The 14,817-nt window shown below is 64.9% G+C and carries 18 protein-coding genes; 11 read left to right on the top strand and 7 right to left on the bottom strand.

All coding sequences use genetic code 11. The features are described from left to right. The coding region (locus tag JWN03_RS25225) for a Rieske 2Fe-2S domain-containing protein (RefSeq protein ID WP_297619880.1) at positions 1-969 on the top strand (969 nt) is incomplete at its 5' end. An 86-nt stretch (positions 970-1,055) separates the two neighbouring features. Here JWN03_RS25225 and JWN03_RS25220 read toward each other — a convergent pair. Further along, positions 1,056-1,562: a DUF2231 domain-containing protein gene (locus JWN03_RS25220; protein ID WP_297619877.1), complete on the bottom strand. Its 507-nt coding sequence runs from the start codon at positions 1,560-1,562 to the stop codon at positions 1,056-1,058. A gap of 207 nt (positions 1,563-1,769) precedes the next feature. On the opposite strand from JWN03_RS25220, the gene JWN03_RS25215 reads away from it, so the two are divergent. Next, entirely contained in the window at positions 1,770-2,399 is a 630-nt protein-coding gene (locus JWN03_RS25215; RefSeq protein WP_297619874.1) for a gamma carbonic anhydrase family protein, read from the top strand. Positions 2,400-2,464: 65 nt separating this feature from the next. Here JWN03_RS25215 and JWN03_RS25210 read toward each other — a convergent pair whose 3' ends face one another. Continuing rightward, the gene (locus JWN03_RS25210; protein ID WP_297619871.1) at positions 2,465-3,466 is read right to left on the bottom strand and encodes a hypothetical protein; all 1,002 of its coding nucleotides are present in this window, start codon (positions 3,464-3,466) and stop codon (positions 2,465-2,467) included. Positions 3,467-3,862: 396 nt separating this feature from the next. Here JWN03_RS25210 and JWN03_RS25205 point away from each other — a divergent pair, with 396 nt between their 5' ends. The 3 genes from JWN03_RS25205 to JWN03_RS25195 all read left to right on the top strand — a co-directional run bounded on the left by JWN03_RS25205 (position 3,863) and on the right by JWN03_RS25195 (position 6,341). Next, on the top strand, positions 3,863-4,846 hold the full coding sequence (locus JWN03_RS25205; protein ID WP_297619868.1) for an aldo/keto reductase: 984 nt from the start codon (positions 3,863-3,865) through the stop codon (positions 4,844-4,846). Between the two features lie 87 nt (positions 4,847-4,933). Then, positions 4,934-5,884 carry a hypothetical protein gene (locus tag JWN03_RS25200; protein WP_297619864.1) on the top strand — a complete coding sequence of 317 codons (951 nt, stop codon included), beginning with the start codon at positions 4,934-4,936 and terminating at the stop codon, positions 5,882-5,884. 13 nt (positions 5,885-5,897) lie between these two features. Further along, on the top strand, positions 5,898-6,341 hold the full coding sequence (locus JWN03_RS25195) for an RpiB/LacA/LacB family sugar-phosphate isomerase (RefSeq protein ID WP_297619861.1): 444 nt from the start codon (positions 5,898-5,900) through the stop codon (positions 6,339-6,341). Here JWN03_RS25195 and JWN03_RS25190 read toward each other — a convergent pair. The 5 genes from JWN03_RS25190 to JWN03_RS25170 all read right to left on the bottom strand — a co-directional run bounded on the left by JWN03_RS25190 (position 6,310) and on the right by JWN03_RS25170 (position 10,113). Beyond that, positions 6,310-6,867 carry an AMP-binding protein gene (locus tag JWN03_RS25190; protein ID WP_297619858.1) on the bottom strand — a complete coding sequence of 186 codons (558 nt, stop codon included), beginning with the start codon at positions 6,865-6,867 and terminating at the stop codon, positions 6,310-6,312. The two genes, JWN03_RS25195 and JWN03_RS25190, sit on opposite strands and share 32 nt — an antisense overlap. Positions 6,868-6,932: 65 nt before the next feature. Beyond that, a complete protein-coding gene (locus JWN03_RS25185) occupies positions 6,933-7,847 on the bottom strand; it encodes an alpha/beta fold hydrolase (protein ID WP_297619855.1) in 915 nt (304 codons plus the stop codon). A gap of 28 nt (positions 7,848-7,875) precedes the next feature. Next, on the bottom strand, positions 7,876-8,361 hold the full coding sequence (locus tag JWN03_RS25180; protein WP_297619853.1) for a gamma-glutamylcyclotransferase family protein: 486 nt from the start codon (positions 8,359-8,361) through the stop codon (positions 7,876-7,878). After that, positions 8,358-9,134, bottom strand: coding sequence for an MBL fold metallo-hydrolase (locus JWN03_RS25175; RefSeq protein ID WP_297619851.1), 777 nt, complete (start codon positions 9,132-9,134; stop codon positions 8,358-8,360). The genes JWN03_RS25180 and JWN03_RS25175 overlap by 4 nt, the downstream gene beginning before the upstream one ends. A gap of 70 nt (positions 9,135-9,204) precedes the next feature. Beyond that, a complete protein-coding gene (locus JWN03_RS25170) occupies positions 9,205-10,113 on the bottom strand; it encodes a hydrogen peroxide-inducible genes activator (protein ID WP_297619849.1) in 909 nt (302 codons plus the stop codon). Between the two features lie 107 nt (positions 10,114-10,220). Between JWN03_RS25170 and JWN03_RS25165 the strand changes: the two genes are divergently transcribed. The 6 genes from JWN03_RS25165 to JWN03_RS25140 all read left to right on the top strand — a co-directional run bounded on the left by JWN03_RS25165 (position 10,221) and on the right by JWN03_RS25140 (position 14,813). After that, complete coding sequence (locus JWN03_RS25165; protein ID WP_297619846.1) at positions 10,221-10,808, top strand: peroxiredoxin; 588 nt, start codon at positions 10,221-10,223, stop codon at positions 10,806-10,808. 56 nt (positions 10,809-10,864) lie between these two features. Then, a complete protein-coding gene (locus JWN03_RS25160) occupies positions 10,865-11,404 on the top strand; it encodes a carboxymuconolactone decarboxylase family protein (protein WP_297619843.1) in 540 nt (179 codons plus the stop codon). 154 nt (positions 11,405-11,558) lie between these two features. After that, entirely contained in the window at positions 11,559-12,305 is a 747-nt protein-coding gene (locus JWN03_RS25155; protein ID WP_297619840.1) for an HNH endonuclease family protein, read from the top strand. A gap of 21 nt (positions 12,306-12,326) precedes the next feature. After that, positions 12,327-13,019 (top strand): PhzF family phenazine biosynthesis protein, encoded by a 693-nt coding sequence (locus tag JWN03_RS25150; RefSeq protein ID WP_297619838.1) that lies wholly within the window; start codon positions 12,327-12,329, stop codon positions 13,017-13,019. Between the two features lie 124 nt (positions 13,020-13,143). After that, the gene (locus JWN03_RS25145; protein ID WP_297619835.1) at positions 13,144-13,569 is read left to right on the top strand and encodes a YciI family protein; all 426 of its coding nucleotides are present in this window, start codon (positions 13,144-13,146) and stop codon (positions 13,567-13,569) included. Next, positions 13,569-14,813, top strand: coding sequence for an RNA polymerase sigma factor (locus tag JWN03_RS25140; RefSeq protein WP_297619832.1), 1,245 nt, complete (start codon positions 13,569-13,571; stop codon positions 14,811-14,813). Before JWN03_RS25145 ends, JWN03_RS25140 begins: the two co-directional genes overlap by 1 nt. Positions 14,814-14,817 lie beyond the last annotated feature (4 nt).

Genomic DNA, 14,817 nt, shown 5'->3' with positions numbered 1-14,817 from the left:
ATGGGCGAGGTCAAGGGCGATTCCATCGCCTGCCCGTTCCACGACTGGCGCTGGGGCGGCGACGGCAAGTGCACCGGTATTCCGTATGCCCGGCGCGTGCCGCCGCTGGCTCGCACCCGTGCGTGGAGCACGCTGGAACGTAATGGTCAGCTGTTCGTGTGGCATGACCACGAGGGCAGCAAGCCCACCGACGAGGTAACCATTCCGTACATCGACGGTGCGTACCGCGACGCTCACGGAAATCCGCTCGAGCAACTGTCCGATGGGTGGACCCCGTGGACCTGGAACTCTGTGCTGATCGAGGGCGCGAACTGCCGCGAGATCATCGACAACGTCGTGGATATGGCGCACTTCTTCTACATCCACTACGCGTTCCCGACCTTCTTCAAGAATGTGTTCGAGGGACACATCGCCACCCAGTACCTGGATTCGGTGGGCCGCCGGGATATCGGCATGGCCACCGAGATCGACGGCGACTCGCTGCTCAAATCGGAGGCGTCGTACTTCGGTCCCTCGTACATGATCAACCCGTTGCTGAACAGCTACAACGGCTTCGAGATCAAGAGCGTCCTCATCAACAGCCACTATCCGGTCTCACAGGACTCGTTCGTGCTGAACTACGGTGTCTCGCTGGAGAAGCCCACGGGTCTGGCGGACGATGCGGCGCATGGGCTGGCCGTGAAGATGGCCGAGGGTATCGAAGCAGGCTTTCTGCAGGACGTGGAGATCTGGAAGCACAAGTCCAAGATCGACAACCCGCTGCTCACCGAGGAAGACGGCCCGGTCTACCAGCTGCGCCGCTGGTACGACCAGTTCTACGCGGACGTCGCCGACATCGACCCCAAGTCCACGCAGCGCTTCGAATTCGAGGTCGACACCACCAAGGCGAACGAGGCCTGGACCCGCGAGGTCGAAGAGAACCTGCGCAAGGCTCGCGAGGACTCCGCTGCACTGCAAGAGCTCTCGTAATGTGAAGCGTCATCGACCAGGAACTGACGGCGGCCACTTCTCGACATTTGCCGCCACCAGTTCCTGGTCGTGGTCTTCCATTCAGCTCACTTCGCTGGAACGTCGCTCGTGGTGGGGTGGGTGCGTGCCGGTTGTGCTGATACGCCGTGCCAGGTCGACTGGGCACCGGTCTCTCCGATTCGGTACACCTGCACCGTCGCCGCGACGCTGGTGGCGAGCGTGAGGGCCGCGACGATGCCGACGAGCATTCGTGACAGCGCCCGGCCGCGGGACTCACGCACGTGAACAACCCCTACGAGAGCCGCCACGATCAACAGCCCGAGGGCGAAATAGATGAACGTATCGCCGAGGTGAGTGTGCGTGCGCAAGTCGGGGTTTCGCCCGACGCGCTTCTCCAGCCACTCCCCCGCATCGGTGGTGATCGGGGTCAGGATCACGACGATCACGGCCAGCGCGAGGCTCAGCCAGACCAGACGGCGGCGTGCAGCGGGCCATACCGCCGACATGGTCAGCAGCACCGCAGTCAACGGCGCCAGCACCACGACGAAGTGAACGAACAGGATGTGGGCGGGAAGCCCGTTGAAGGTCGACATCGAAAACTTTCTCGCGGGCGGACCGTGCGTGCCCACAAGCTGTCACAAATTCGCTGAGAGGACGCTGAGCCTCGCGCTCGGCCGCACATTCCCGCAGCATCCAAGCTGAAACTTGGGGAGTGCCAAGCTCTTCCGAGAATTGACCGCCCCGTCCGGTGTCGTTGATGATCGTGACGGGGCCAATGGCGACACTGGATCGGAGTGGATATGCCCAGCTATGAAATCGACGGAGTCATACCGGTCGTAGCCGCCGGCGCGTTCGTGCACCCGTCAGCGGTGCTGATCGGAGATGTCGTGATCGAAAGTGACTGCTACATAGGCCCGACGGCCAGCATCCGAGGCGACTTCGGCGCGATCGTCATCGGCCGGGGGTCCAACGTTCAGGACGGCTGCGTGCTGCACTCGTTCCCCGGACGAGAGTTGTTGCTGGAGGCGGAATCCCACATCGGACACGGTGCGGTATTACACGGCTGCGTAATCGAGTCGGGAGCGATGGTCGGCATGAACGCCGTCGTGATGGACGGCGCCCGAATCGGGGCACGGGCGCTCGTCGGCGCCGGCAGCGTGGTCCGGGCCGAGACGACGATCCCCGCCGAGCACCTCGCGGTCGGCAACCCCGTCACGGAGACCCGGCCGTTGGATGAGCAGACACTACGGTGGAAGGCCAACGGCGTGAAGGTCTACCAGGAATTGGCCAAGAGATCGCTGACCTCCATGCGGGAGACCGCCCCGCTCACCGAGATCCCGATCAATCGCCCCCAACTCAGCACCGGCCGCGACGTATCGACTCCCCTGCACGAACTGCGCCGCAGCGACAGCCCCCACGAGTCGCGATAATCCGCACGACCGTTACTCGGCACTGCCACGTGGTGAGAGGGCGGCACGCAGGTGGGAGCGACGGGTTATGGCTCTAGTTTCAGGATTGAGATGTGGTCGGTCTGCGCAATGGCAAGTCGTGTGCCGTCGGGGTGCGCGATGGCGACCGGTGTAGGTATATGGGTGACCCCGTAGCTACGGTCCTTGGTTCCGGCGTCCACGTCGGGCCATTCGAGGAGCGTTCGACCCGAGATCGGGTCGATCAATCTGGGGTGGCCGTATAGCGACACGATGCGCTCGCCGCAGGCAATCATTGTGCCGGCCGGGTGCGCAAGAGTGGAGCGGTGAAGCCAGCGGGCTGCGCGCACGGACCAGATGCCGAGCTGCCCAGGCGCGAGCTTGTCGGAATTCTCCTGATCGTCCTCGAATGGATCTTCATTCGACGCTGCGATCGCCACGCGGTCATTGTCGAGCCAGCACGCGGATTCGATCTCGGCGTCGGACGTTTCGGCAGGCAGAATGCCCCGGCCGTCGAGCACCGCCGGGTCCTTCACCGCTGCGGCCAGATCGAAGACCATCGCGATACCGTGCGGGTGCCAAACCCAGCCCGCGGCAAGGAGATGCCGGCCATCGGGGCTGATCGAGAGTCGTGAGTGGAACACATCCTGTGGCGTCCGGGATCCTTCGGTGATGCGCTGTCCGGTCTCGGCATCGTCGATCTGCAAAATGTTGTATTTGTCCGGGCAATGCACGACGACGTCACGCCCATCGGTCAATACGCCCAGAGCGACCGGGTAGTCGAAATCCTCTGCGTGGTAATAGCTTCGATCGAGTTCACGGAGCAGCTTCCCGTCACGCAGCAGCAACGCCTTCGTGCCGCGTTCTCCGTACAGGACTTCGAATCGACCCGATGGCGAGACCAAGGCATGATCGAACGACCCGGAGAACACGCGGAAAATCTGTGGCGAGTCGGCGGCGGTACCGTCGGACGACCAGCGGGTGGGGCCATGCGAGAAGTCGACCAGATCATCGCCATCCCACGACAGAGCTGATACCTGCCGCGCTGTGGAAATACGTTGTGCCCGCATAGATCTCCCCCGATATACAACTCGGGCCGTCACATTACCCGGAGGCATCTCGATGTTGAGGTGGGGCCCGTGGGGCTGGATCCTCCGGTCAGTTGATGGTGAACAACGTGATGCTGTTCCGGAAGCGAAAGACGCCGAGATCGCAGCTCGCGTGCGCATTCGGATTCGCAGGCAGGCGTTGATCACCCGCTCAGCGCGACCCGGTCCGCATCCTGCCGTTCCCGGCAGGGATGCCGACCGGCGAGCAGACCGGTTTGCGCCGGTCGACTGGGATGTGTTCGCGGCTGCTGTGCGATCGGGGACGTTCGATAGTTGACTTGGAGTGCGCTCCAGGTCGTAGGTTCGAGGGTGAGCGCGGCTCATCTGACATCGAGTGCGACATAGGAGGATTCCAGCATGATCGCTACCAGGAAACTCGGCGAGCTGACCGTTGGCGCGGAGGGGCTCGGCTGTATGGGCATGAGTTCCGCGTACGGGGTGCACACCGATGACGACGAGTCGATTGCCACCATTCGTCGGGCGCTGGAACTCGGTGTCACACTGATCGATACCTCGAACGTGTATGGGCCGGAAACCAATGAGCGTCTGGTCGGGCGCGCTATTGCCGATCGTCGCGACCAGGTGGTGCTGGCCACCAAGTTCGGGATCGTCTGGGGCGAAGGCGGCTCGATGGGAGCGCGTGGTGATGCCGCGTTTGTGAAGCAGAGCTGCGATGAGTCCCTGGCCCGGCTCGGCGTCGACCATATCGACCTGTACTACCAGCACCGGGTGGATCCGAATACGCCGATCGAGGAGACCTGGGGCGCACTCTCGGAGCTGGTGACCGCGGGCAAGGTCCGGTATCTCGGCATTTCGGAGGCCTCGGCGGAAACCATTCGCGGTGCGCACGCTGTGCATCCGGTGACCGCGCTACAGAGTGAATGGTCGCTGTGGACTCGCGATCTCGAAGCCGAAATCGTGCCCACCTGCCGGGAATTGGGCATCGGCATCGTGCCGTTCTCACCGCTCGGTCGCGGGTTCCTCACCGGCGCAATCACTTCCACCGCCGATCTGCCCGCCGACGATATGCGCCGCAATCTCCCGCGTTTCGCCGAAGGCAATCTCGACAGCAATCTCGCCATCGTTGCCGCCCTCCGTAAGCTGGCCGACGAAAAGGGCGTCACCGCAGGGCAATTGGCGCTCGCCTGGGTGCTGAGCCGCGGCGACGATGTCGTCCCGATCCCCGGCACCAAACGCCGCACCTACCTCGAACAAAACGCAGCCGCCACCGACATCACCCTCACCCCAGAGGATCTGGCCGCCATAGAAGCCGCCGCCCCCGCCGAATCCATCGCCGGCGCCCGCTACCCGGAACACCTGGCCCGCGCAGCCGGGAAATAGGCACCTGGTCACCACCGAATTCTGACAATTCGGAGCGAATCACCAAATCCAGCAACACATATCGCTCGGGCTACATACCGTCACTCCATGCCATCTGCACTGCATGAGGTGTTGCTGGAGCTCTTCACGAATCAACCCGGCCTCGCGGCCAGCCTGCTGTCCGCGCTCGGCTGGGACCTACCCGAGTACGAGGAGGCGAATACCGCCTGCACCGACCTCACCGATAAAGCACCGACCGAATACCGCGCCGACACGGTGGTCGTGTTCTCGAATTCGAAGGAACCGGTGCTGGCAGTGGTCGTCGAGGTCCAGTTGCGCCCGGACAAGGACAAACGCTGGACTTGGCCGGTGTATGTGGCCACGCTCCGGGCGCGGCTGCGCTGCCCGACGGTGCTCTTGGTGCTGACCCCGGACAGTCGAACAACGACGTGGGCAGCCAAGCCGATCGATCTGGGATTTGGAGTCGCCACCGTGCGGCCCGTCGTCCTGGGACCGGAACAGGTCCCGGTGGTCACAGACCCTGAAAGTGCAGTCCGCCTGCCCGAACTTTCCGTGCTGTCCGCCATCGCTCACCAGGAACACAGCGACCGCGCCAAGGTGTTCAGTGCGACGCTCGCCGCACTCGACAAGCTCGCCGCCGAACCCGGAAGTCGCGGGACCGAGCGGGCTACCATGTACTACGACCTCGTGACGTCAACCCTGAACCGTGCAGCCCGATCATGCTTGGAGGCGATGATGACTACCGCAGCCCGTCGTGAATATCTGAGCGACACGTTCCGCAATCTCGTGAAAGAGGGCCTACAGCAGGGCCGCGAGCAAGGCTTGGAACAAGGGCTGGAACAAGGGCTGGAAGAAGGGTTGGAACGAGGTCGGCTCGATGGAGAGGTCCGCATTCTGGAAGCCATCCTCGACGCGCGGGGATTCGCAGTTTCCGCTGAGGTTCGCGCTCGGATCGAAAGCTGTACGGATGTCGATCAACTCGAGGTGTGGGCTCGGCGGGCAGTGACCGCAGCCGATGTAGCGGAAATCTTCGAGTAGGCACAAACGCTGTATGAGGATTTCGGTAGCCGCGGACGAGGACACCGGTGTCGCGGGTGCGGTCGTGGAGGAGTTGCGGCGGCGCGGGCACGAGGTGACGGTGCATGGGGCACTGGATCCGGATGAGCGGGATGATTGGGCTTGGGCCAGCGCCGCGGCGGCGCGAGATGTTGCGGAGCGGCGGGCTGAGCAGGCGGTGGTGTGCTGCTGGACCGGTACGGGGGCGTCGATCGCGGCGAACAAGGTGCAGGGGGTGCGGGCTGCGCTGTGCGTGGACGGGTACACGGCCGCCGGCGCTCGGCGGTGGAACGATGCGAATGTGCTGGCGCTGAGTTTGCGGTTGACTTCGCGGGCGCTGCTCACCGAGATCCTGGACGCGTGGTTCGCCGGGGTCGCGAGTGCGGACCCGGGCGATATCGCGAACTTCAAGTATGTGGACCGGATCGCCGACACATGATCGCGCCTTTGGGCCGCGATTCGGTGCCGGAGGTGTACATGAGCTGCACCGGATCGTCATCACCGATGAGCACCGCGGGTTCGGAAGCGTCGGCATGTTCTTCCCACGCCGCGACATCCTCCCAACCCGCGGCCACCGGCAGCCCACTCAGTCCGATCCAGCCGAACAATCGAATATCGTTGTCCCCCAACTGCTTCACCGCCGCCTCGGCTTCTCCGGCAAGCGCATCCTCGGCAATCAACCCGACAGCCCCGGAATGCCCCAGAATGTAGGCGACCTCATCAGCAGTCAGCATGAAATTGATCGGCACCGAAACCGCCCCGAGCCGCGCCAGCGCAAAATACAACAGCACGAACTCACGGCAATTACGCGAGAACACCGCAATCCGATCCCCCTGCACCACACCACGATCAGCCAAACTGTGCGCCACCCGATTGACGGCCTCGTCGAGCCCGCCGAAACTCCCCCGCCGCCCCCGCCACACCAGCGCCGTCTTCCCCGGAACCCGGGCAGCACTGCGCCGCAACAGATCCCCTATCGCCTGACTACGCGCCGCCGCGACAATGCCCGCTGTCTCCGTGCCAACCCGTTCTACCTCATGAATGTGTCCGGCGTCACGCAGTCCCGGTCAGGATCAGCACAGAAAGCCAGCACACCCGCCACAAATCGCTCCGGATCCTCGATCGGCGGGAAGTGACCCACGCCCCTTACCAACTCCACCCGGAAATCGGTTGCCCACCTGTCGAATCCGGTCATCTGACTCGGAGGCAGCAGCGGATCACGATCCCCCGACAACACCAGCACCGGAACAGTGAGCCGCGACCACCGATACTGACCGGACAGCAGCAGCGGCAGTTCACGCCGCAGCAGGTTCCGGTAGTACGAGACAGTGGCGCGCACCCGAGCCGGATCCTGGAACTGCGCCAGAAAGATCCGGGTGTCCTCGGAAGTCAGAGCGGCCGAGCGATATGTCCAGCGTCGCAATGCCCACCTCGGCACCACCGACCCGGCCATTCGGCGCCCGATCAACGGCGCGGCATTGAGCGGAATGTGCCATACCCGAATCCCATTGAGCAGCACCCGCGGCGTGGGCCGCAGAAACGGGCTCGCCGTATTGACCGCGATGTAGTGCAAGACCCGGTCGGGGCTGCGCAGCGCGAGCTGATAGCCGACCAGACCACCCCAATCGTGGCCGATCAGGCGAAACCTGCGCACACCCATGCGGTCGAGCAAGCCGGCGATATCGTCGGCCATCACCTCGGGCCGATAGCCATCCGGAGGTGCGGCAGTCCAACCGAGCCCGCGCAGATCCGGGCAGATCACGCGATAGTGCTCGGCGAGCGGTCCGATGACCCGGTGCCACTCCCACCAGCGAGCTCCGACGATCCGGCCGCCGCCCGGGTCGAATCCGAGGCGGCGGTGCTCGCGATCCTGGACGGGTTGCGAACCTAGCGACCCTGCACCGGGTTTCGCTGCCGGAACGCACGGTGTTGCTCCTGACCGCACAGCCTCTGCGGCAGCGGCACAGCCCCCGCTACCGGTTGTGCCGTTCAGGCACGGGCTGTGCGGTCGCGGGGCGCAACAGGTCTCGTCGCCACGTCGAGCAGCGGGTGATGTAGTCGGCGAGGTGTTCGGCCGCAAAACGCTGCGCCGACCACTCCCCCGGTGGCACCGCATCGGTCCAGATGTAGGTCCACGCGTAGGTGTCCTGATCCCCCGCGTGCACGGGGATGGGTCGCAATTCGTATTCGTCGTCTTCGAAGGCATCCAGCACCTGCCACTCGTCGGCGGTGAGCCCGCTGAGCAGGAAACCCTGCGTCACACTGTCATTCGCGGACGTCAGCCCCGGATATACCCGATCGGGCAGGACTGCCGCCCGCTGGCCCAGCACCTGCGCGGGATCCAATTGCGGTGCGCGGCCGATCAATTCGATCAGAACCTCGGGGAATTGCAAGGTCCCGTAGACGAACAGCGGGGCATCGCCTGAGGGTAGGCGGCGCGTCCAGGGCCGATCACTCACCGCGCGGTCATCCGATGGAAGAGCGCGGCCTCGTGGGAATTGATGACGCTGATCTGATGGCCGTGCAGGCGCTTGAGTTCGCGCAGTCGGCGTTGATTCTCCCGGTAGGCGTCCCGGACTATTGCACCCTGTTCGTACATACGCAGCCACAAGGGAGTATTCGGACTCTCGGGGTCGATGGAGCTTTCCAACATGAAGGAATCTCCGGCGTGCAGCAGCCAGCCATTGCCGCTGTCGACCGCCACGCCGGCATGCCCGCGGGTGTGGCCGACCAGCGGCACCACCAGGATCTCCGGTGGTAGGCCGGGTAGGTCACGCACCGCGGTGAAGCCGAACCAGTCCTCGCCGCCCTCCACCTCGTTGACCATCCACTTGGGTCCGTGCGCCCACTGCGCGGCGCGATACCGCAGGCGCTCCGAGAGGGTGGGTGTCGCAGTGGCGGCCCGGAATTCAGGACCGTGCACATGCACCGTCGCCTCCGGGAAGTCGGCCAGGCCACCGGAGTGATCGAGATCGAGATGGGTGAGGATGACGTGCCGTACGTCACGAGGGTCGTAGCCCAGCGCCTGAATCTGCCATATCGCCGTCTCCGTCTCGGTGAGCTTGGGGCCCATGACGAATCGGCTCGCGCCCAGCATCTTTCCCGGCTCTCGCACGCAACCGAGCCCGTATCCGGTGTCGACCAGCACGAGTTCGGTCCGGGTCTCGATGAGCAGGCAGTGGTCGACCAGGCCGAAGGCCATGGTGCCGCAGTTCAGATGGTGAATCCGCATGGCCCCGAGCGTCCCAGACGCACACGAACCGGTCAATTGGAGGTGCGATAGGCCTCAATCCGGGGTGCCGTCAGTGTGGCCGAATACTTCGGATGATCTCCGCCAGACGCTCGTAATCCTCGCCGCGCGCGGTCGAGGTGCGGTAGGCCAGGCCGAGCCTGCGGCCCGGCGCGGGCGCGGCGAAACGCGCGATATCCAGAGTGCCGCGCGAGGTTTCGGACTCGACAGCCATCTCCGGAATCAAGGTGACACCCAGATCGCCTGCCACACACTGCACCACGGTGGCCAGCGAGGCCGCACGGGTATCGCCTACCGCACCCGGATGCGCATCGTGCGTCCGGCACAGATCCAGCGTCTGATCACGCAGGCAGTGCCCTTCGTCGAGCAGCAGCAGCGGCAGCGCGTCCAGATCGGAGGGCTTCAGATCGGTGCGCCCGGCGAACTGATGCCCACGCGGGATCACCAGGACGAATTCCTCCGTATAGAGCGGAAGCTCAACCAGTCCGGTGGCATCGGCCGGCAGTGCCAGCAACGCGACATCCAGGACGCCGGAGCGCAGCCCATCCACCAGCCGTGCCGTCTGATCCTCGATCACATGCGGCACCAGCGTGGGCAGCTGCTTGTGCAGTTCCGGCAGCAGCCTCGGCAGTACATAGGGGGCGACGGTCGGAATAATGCCCAGTCGCATGGTTCCGCCGAGCCCGGATCCGGCCGCGGAAGCGACGAAACGGTCAGCAGCTTCCAGGGTTGCCATGGCTTGCGCCAGTAGCCTTTTGCCCGCGGGTGTGACGAGCACCCGGCGCGTGCTGCGCTCGATCAATTGCAGACCCAGTCCGTTTTCCAGTGATGCTAGGGCCTGCGATAACGTGGGTTGGCTCACGCTCAGCCGGGCCGCCGCGGTGCCGAAGTGGCGATATTCCGCGATCGCCACGAACGCACGCAGCTGCGACAGGGTCGGCTGATAAGTTTGATCAGTCACGCCTATCAGTCTAGTGCGACCCATCACCTTTGCCTTTAAGCGAGGTTCGGGCAAGATCGTTAACAGCAGTCACGACACGATCGATTCGACTACACAGAGGAGCAAGCATGGCACTGCTGACCATCGGCGACCAGTTCCCCGCCTACAACCTGACGGCAGTCATCGGCGGTGATCTCTCGAAGGTGAACGCTCAGCAGCCCGACGACTACTTCACCCAGATCTCGAGCGACGACCACGCCGGCAAGTGGCGCATCGTCTTCTTCTGGCCGAAGGACTTCACCTTCGTCTGCCCGACCGAGATCGCCGCCTTCGGCAAGCTGAACGAGGAGTTCGCCGATCGTGACGCACAGGTGCTCGGCGCGTCCGTCGACAACGAGTTCGTGCACTTCCAGTGGCGTGCCCAGCACGAGGAGCTCAGGACCCTCCCGTTCCCCATGCTGAGCGACCTCAAGCGCGAATTGGCCGCCGCCACCGGTGTTCTCAATGCCGACGGCGTCGCCGACCGCGCCACCTTCATCGTCGATCCGAACAATGAGATCCAGTTCGTCTCGGTGACCGCCGGTTCCGTGGGTCGCAATGTCGACGAGGTGCTGCGGGTGCTCGACGCCCTGCAGTCCGACGAGCTCTGCGCCTGCAACTGGAAGAAGGGCGACCCGACCATCAAGGCCGGCGAGCTCATGACCGCCTCGGTCTAAATTCTTCCAATTCGGCTCTGATACAAAGGCCGTATCTAATTTAAGGACCGCGCACTGTGACCATTGAGAACCTGAAGAACTCGCTACCCGAGTACGCCAAGGACCTCAAGCTCAACCTGTCCTCGATCGCTCGCACCACCGTGCTGAACGAGCAGCAGTTGTGGGGCACACTGCTGGCATCGGCCGCCGCCACCCGGTCGGCCACCACGCTGCGCGAGATCGCCGAGGAGGCCGCCGACGTACTGTCGGCCGAGGCGTACAACGCCGCGCTGGGCGCCGCCTCGATCATGGGCATGAACAATGTGTTCTACCGCGGTAAGGCGTTCCTGGACGGCAAGTACGACGACCTGCGGGCCGGCCTGCGCATGCAGATCATCGGCACCCCGGGCGTGGACAAGGCCGATTTCGAGCTGTGGTCGTTCGCGGTCTCCTCGATCAACGGCTGCCAGCACTGCCTGGAGGCGCACGAGAACACGCTGCGCGAGGCGGGCGTTTCCCGTGAGGCGATCTTCGAATCGCTGCGCGCCGCCGCGATCGTGGCCGGCGTCGGCCAGGCCGTGGCCTCGACCGAGGCATTGGCCGGCGCCGCGGTCTGAGCTCCTGCTTTTCGATCTGAAGCACTGCTGACAGGGTCGGTGCACCGATTCGGTGCACCGACCCTGTTTCTATTTGCTATCAGTTAGCCTGTATCAGGTCACCGGTCGGCAACGTTGCCCGATTCATCCGGTTTCCGCCCCTAGACTCCCCCGCATGCCCAAGCGTTCCCGGACCACTGCCCGGCGCCGCCGGCGCAGATTCCTCGCCACCTCCGTCGTCCTCATCGCGGTGGCAGCGGCCGGGCTCACGCTCTGGAGCAATCGGCAGGAACCGGCGCCGAAGGACACGGCGGCGGCCGGCCCGACCAGCACGCCGCTCCCCGACCTGCAGCACGCGCAGGCAGATCTGGACCGGCTCACCATCGCCTGGAATCGGAACTGGGAATCCTACGAGCGCAATGCCTTCGGGCCCGGCTGGTCCGGCCGCGGCGGGGAGCCGGTACTTTCCGGCGGATGCACTGCGCGCGAGGATGTGATGAAGCGAGATCTGACGGAAGTCAAACTGGCAGAAAGCAATTCGTGCACCGTGCTGTCCGGCGTACTGAATGACCCCTACGCGGGCGAGCGGCTGCCCTACGACCGATTCAAGGCCTCCGAGATCGAAATCGATCATGTGGTCGCACTGGGCGATGCCTGGCGGTCGGGGGCTTCGGACTGGGATGCGGACCGCCGTCAGCAATTCGCCAATGACGCGGGCAATCTACTGGCCGTGCAGAAGCAGGCCAATCAGGACAAAGGCTCGAAATCCCCGGACCAGTGGCGCCCGCGCGCCGGGTTCTGGTGTGAGTACGCACGCCGCTGGGTGGCGGTGAAATCCCGCTGGGGACTCACCGTGCAGGCCACCGAGAAGAGCGCCCTGACCGACATGCTGGGAGCTTGCTCACCTCCCCCCGCTCGGTAACCAGCGGTAAGCTCGGCGACCATGAGCACTCCGGAAAGCGATGGCGCACAGATCGAAGTGGTTCGCGTGTTCACCGATGCGACGGGCCGCTTCGGCAATCCGCTCGGTATCGCGCGCGCCGCCGATGTGGCCGGCGCCGACCATCAGGCCCTGGCCGCTCGCGCGGGATACAGCGAGACGGTTGTCTTCGAGGAGCCGGAGAACGGCCGGGTTCGCATGCGGATTTACACACCCTCGATCGAATTGCCGTTCGCTGGTCACCCGACCGTCGGCACCGGGTGGTGGCTGTACCTGAAGGGCAGCCCGGTCTCGGTCATCGATGTGCCCGCCGGACCCGTGGACGTTTCGGTCACGGACGGCATGGCGTGGGTGCGCGCCCGCTCGGAATGGGCCCCCGCCTTCACCTTTCATGAATTCGAGAGCGCCGAACTGCTGGCGACGCTGGACCCGGCCGACTTCCCCGAAGGCTCGCACTACGTGTGGGCTTGGCACGACGAAGCCCGCGGTCAGGTACGCACCCGAATGTTCGCCCCCGCCATGGGAATTGCCGAAGACGAGGCAACCGGCGCGGCGGCAATCGCCCTGACGGCGAAACTGCAGCGCGGGCTGTACATCACCCAGGGCGCGGGATCGCAGCTGTTCACCGAGTGGGACTCCGACGGCTGGGTGCGGCTGGGCGGACGGGTCGTCGAGGATCACCCGGTCGTCATCTGACCGCTTCGGCCCCCATTCGCCGTGCGGGAAAATATTCTTCGGAGTAGATGTCCGAATCCGGTGCAGTGGCTTCGACGTCTCAGGTGAAGACGCCACCGGGGCGCCGACAACGGAGGTGAGACCGATGAAATACATGATTCTGTCCTACGGTTCACAAAGGGACTACGACGGTTTGACCGGCAATGCGACGGGCGATTACGCCTGGACACCCGCTGATTTCACGGCCATGGTCGAGTTCATGCAGACGTTCACCGCGAAACTCGAGGCATCGGGTGAGCTGGTGGACACCCGCGGCCTCGTCGCGCCCGTTCATACCCGCAGGGTCAGCGGCAGCACTCGGGCGGGCACGCCCGTGCTGGTCACCGACGGGCCGTACGCGGAGACGCAGGAAGTGCTGGCCGGGTACTGGATCGTCGAGTGCGACAGCTTCGACCGAGCCACCGAGATCGCAGCGGGACTAGCCGAATGCCCCGGCCCGACGGCTGTGGCCGCGCGCGCGTACGCGGATGTGCGGCCGGTCGCGGAGGGTCCGGAGGGTCCGGAGATGTGATGGTCGACGCACACACCGAGGGCCTGCTGCGTGAACTCGCGCCGCAGGTCCTCGGTGCGCTGGTGCGGCGGTACGGGCATTTCGATACCGCGGAGGACGCGGTACAGGAGGCATTGCTGGCGGCTGCCACACAATGGCCGGACGCGGATGTGCCGCAGGATCCGAAGGCCTGGCTGATTACCGTCGCATCGCGGCGGCTGACCGATCTGCTGCGCGCCGAACAAGCACGGCGGCAGCGCGAAGATGCTGTGGTACAGGCTCTTCCGACCGAACAATGGGCTGCCCCCGTGGTTGAGGATCGCGTAGGCGATGCCGATGACACGCTGATTCTGCTGTTCCTCTGCTGCCATCCGGCCTTGACGCCCGCCGCACAGATCGCACTGACGCTGCGGGCGGTCGGTGGTTTGACGACCACCGAGATCGCGCGCGCTTTCCTGGTGCCGGCGGACACCATGACCCGCCGCATCAGCCGGGCCAAGCGCGCAATCAAGTCGGCAGGGACACCGTTCCGGATGCCGCTGCCTCAGGAGCGGGACGCACGGATCGCCGCCGTGCGGCACGTGCTGTACCTGATCTTCACCGAGGGGTATGCCGCCACGGTGGGACCGGAGCTGTACCGGGCAGACCTGTCTGTCGAGGCAATTCGATTGGCGCGCATCATGTATCGGCTACTCGAGGAGGATGACGAAGTCGCCGGTCTGCTGGCGCTCATGCTCCTGACCGATGCCCGCCGACCCGCTCGAGCCGGCGCACAGGGTGAGCTGATTCCGATGGCCGAACAGGATCGATCGCGTTGGGACCGCGACCTCATCACCGAGGGCATCAACCTGATCACCATGGCGCTGCCACGCGGTGGCCCGCCGGGACCGTATCAACTACAGGCCGCTATCGCGGCCGTACACGACGAAGCAACCGCCGCCGCGGACACCGACTGGCCGCAGATCGCCGCATTGTACGCGGCGCTGGCCGCGCTCACCGACAATCCCGTTGTCGCATTGAATCACGCAGTCGCGGTGGGGATGTCGGACGGCGCCGAGGCCGGTCTGGCCATGCTCGCGGACTTGGAGCGCGACGGCCGACTCTGCGCCAACCATCGGTTTTACGCCGTGCGCGCTCATCTTCGGGAGCTGAACGGAGGTGTCGCGGACGCGATAGCCGATTACCGGCGTGCTGCGGAACTGACAGGGACTGTGCCGCAACAGCGCTACCTCCTTTCCCGTGCCGATCGCCTGGCCGCGGAGTAGGCCT

This window comes from Nocardia sp. (genome assembly GCF_025465275.1).
Classification (GTDB): Bacteria; Actinomycetota; Actinomycetes; order Mycobacteriales; family Mycobacteriaceae; genus Nocardia.
The sequence above is the reverse complement of the archived record's forward strand: the minus strand, read 5'-3'. Positions and strand labels throughout refer to the sequence as shown.

What these genes read in the sequence shown, in the direction of transcription:
- JWN03_RS25220 (WP_297619877.1), bottom strand. Translation starts at nt 1,562, where the DNA reads ATGTCGACCTTCAACGGGCTTCCCGCCCACATCCTGTTCGTTCACTTC.
- JWN03_RS25215 (WP_297619874.1), top strand. Translation starts at nt 1,770, where the DNA reads ATGCCCAGCTATGAAATCGACGGAGTCATACCGGTCGTAGCCGCCGGC.
- JWN03_RS25210 (WP_297619871.1), bottom strand. Translation starts at nt 3,466, where the DNA reads ATGCGGGCACAACGTATTTCCACAGCGCGGCAGGTATCAGCTCTGTCG.
- JWN03_RS25205 (WP_297619868.1), top strand. Translation starts at nt 3,863, where the DNA reads ATGATCGCTACCAGGAAACTCGGCGAGCTGACCGTTGGCGCGGAGGGG.
- JWN03_RS25200 (WP_297619864.1), top strand. Translation starts at nt 4,934, where the DNA reads ATGCCATCTGCACTGCATGAGGTGTTGCTGGAGCTCTTCACGAATCAA.
- JWN03_RS25195 (WP_297619861.1), top strand. Translation starts at nt 5,898, where the DNA reads ATGAGGATTTCGGTAGCCGCGGACGAGGACACCGGTGTCGCGGGTGCG.
- JWN03_RS25175 (WP_297619851.1), bottom strand. Translation starts at nt 9,134, where the DNA reads ATGCGGATTCACCATCTGAACTGCGGCACCATGGCCTTCGGCCTGGTC.
- JWN03_RS25165 (WP_297619846.1), top strand. Translation starts at nt 10,221, where the DNA reads ATGGCACTGCTGACCATCGGCGACCAGTTCCCCGCCTACAACCTGACG.
- JWN03_RS25155 (WP_297619840.1), top strand. Translation starts at nt 11,559, where the DNA reads ATGCCCAAGCGTTCCCGGACCACTGCCCGGCGCCGCCGGCGCAGATTC.
- JWN03_RS25150 (WP_297619838.1), top strand. Translation starts at nt 12,327, where the DNA reads ATGAGCACTCCGGAAAGCGATGGCGCACAGATCGAAGTGGTTCGCGTG.
- JWN03_RS25145 (WP_297619835.1), top strand. Translation starts at nt 13,144, where the DNA reads ATGAAATACATGATTCTGTCCTACGGTTCACAAAGGGACTACGACGGT.
- JWN03_RS25140 (WP_297619832.1), top strand. Translation starts at nt 13,569, where the DNA reads ATGGTCGACGCACACACCGAGGGCCTGCTGCGTGAACTCGCGCCGCAG.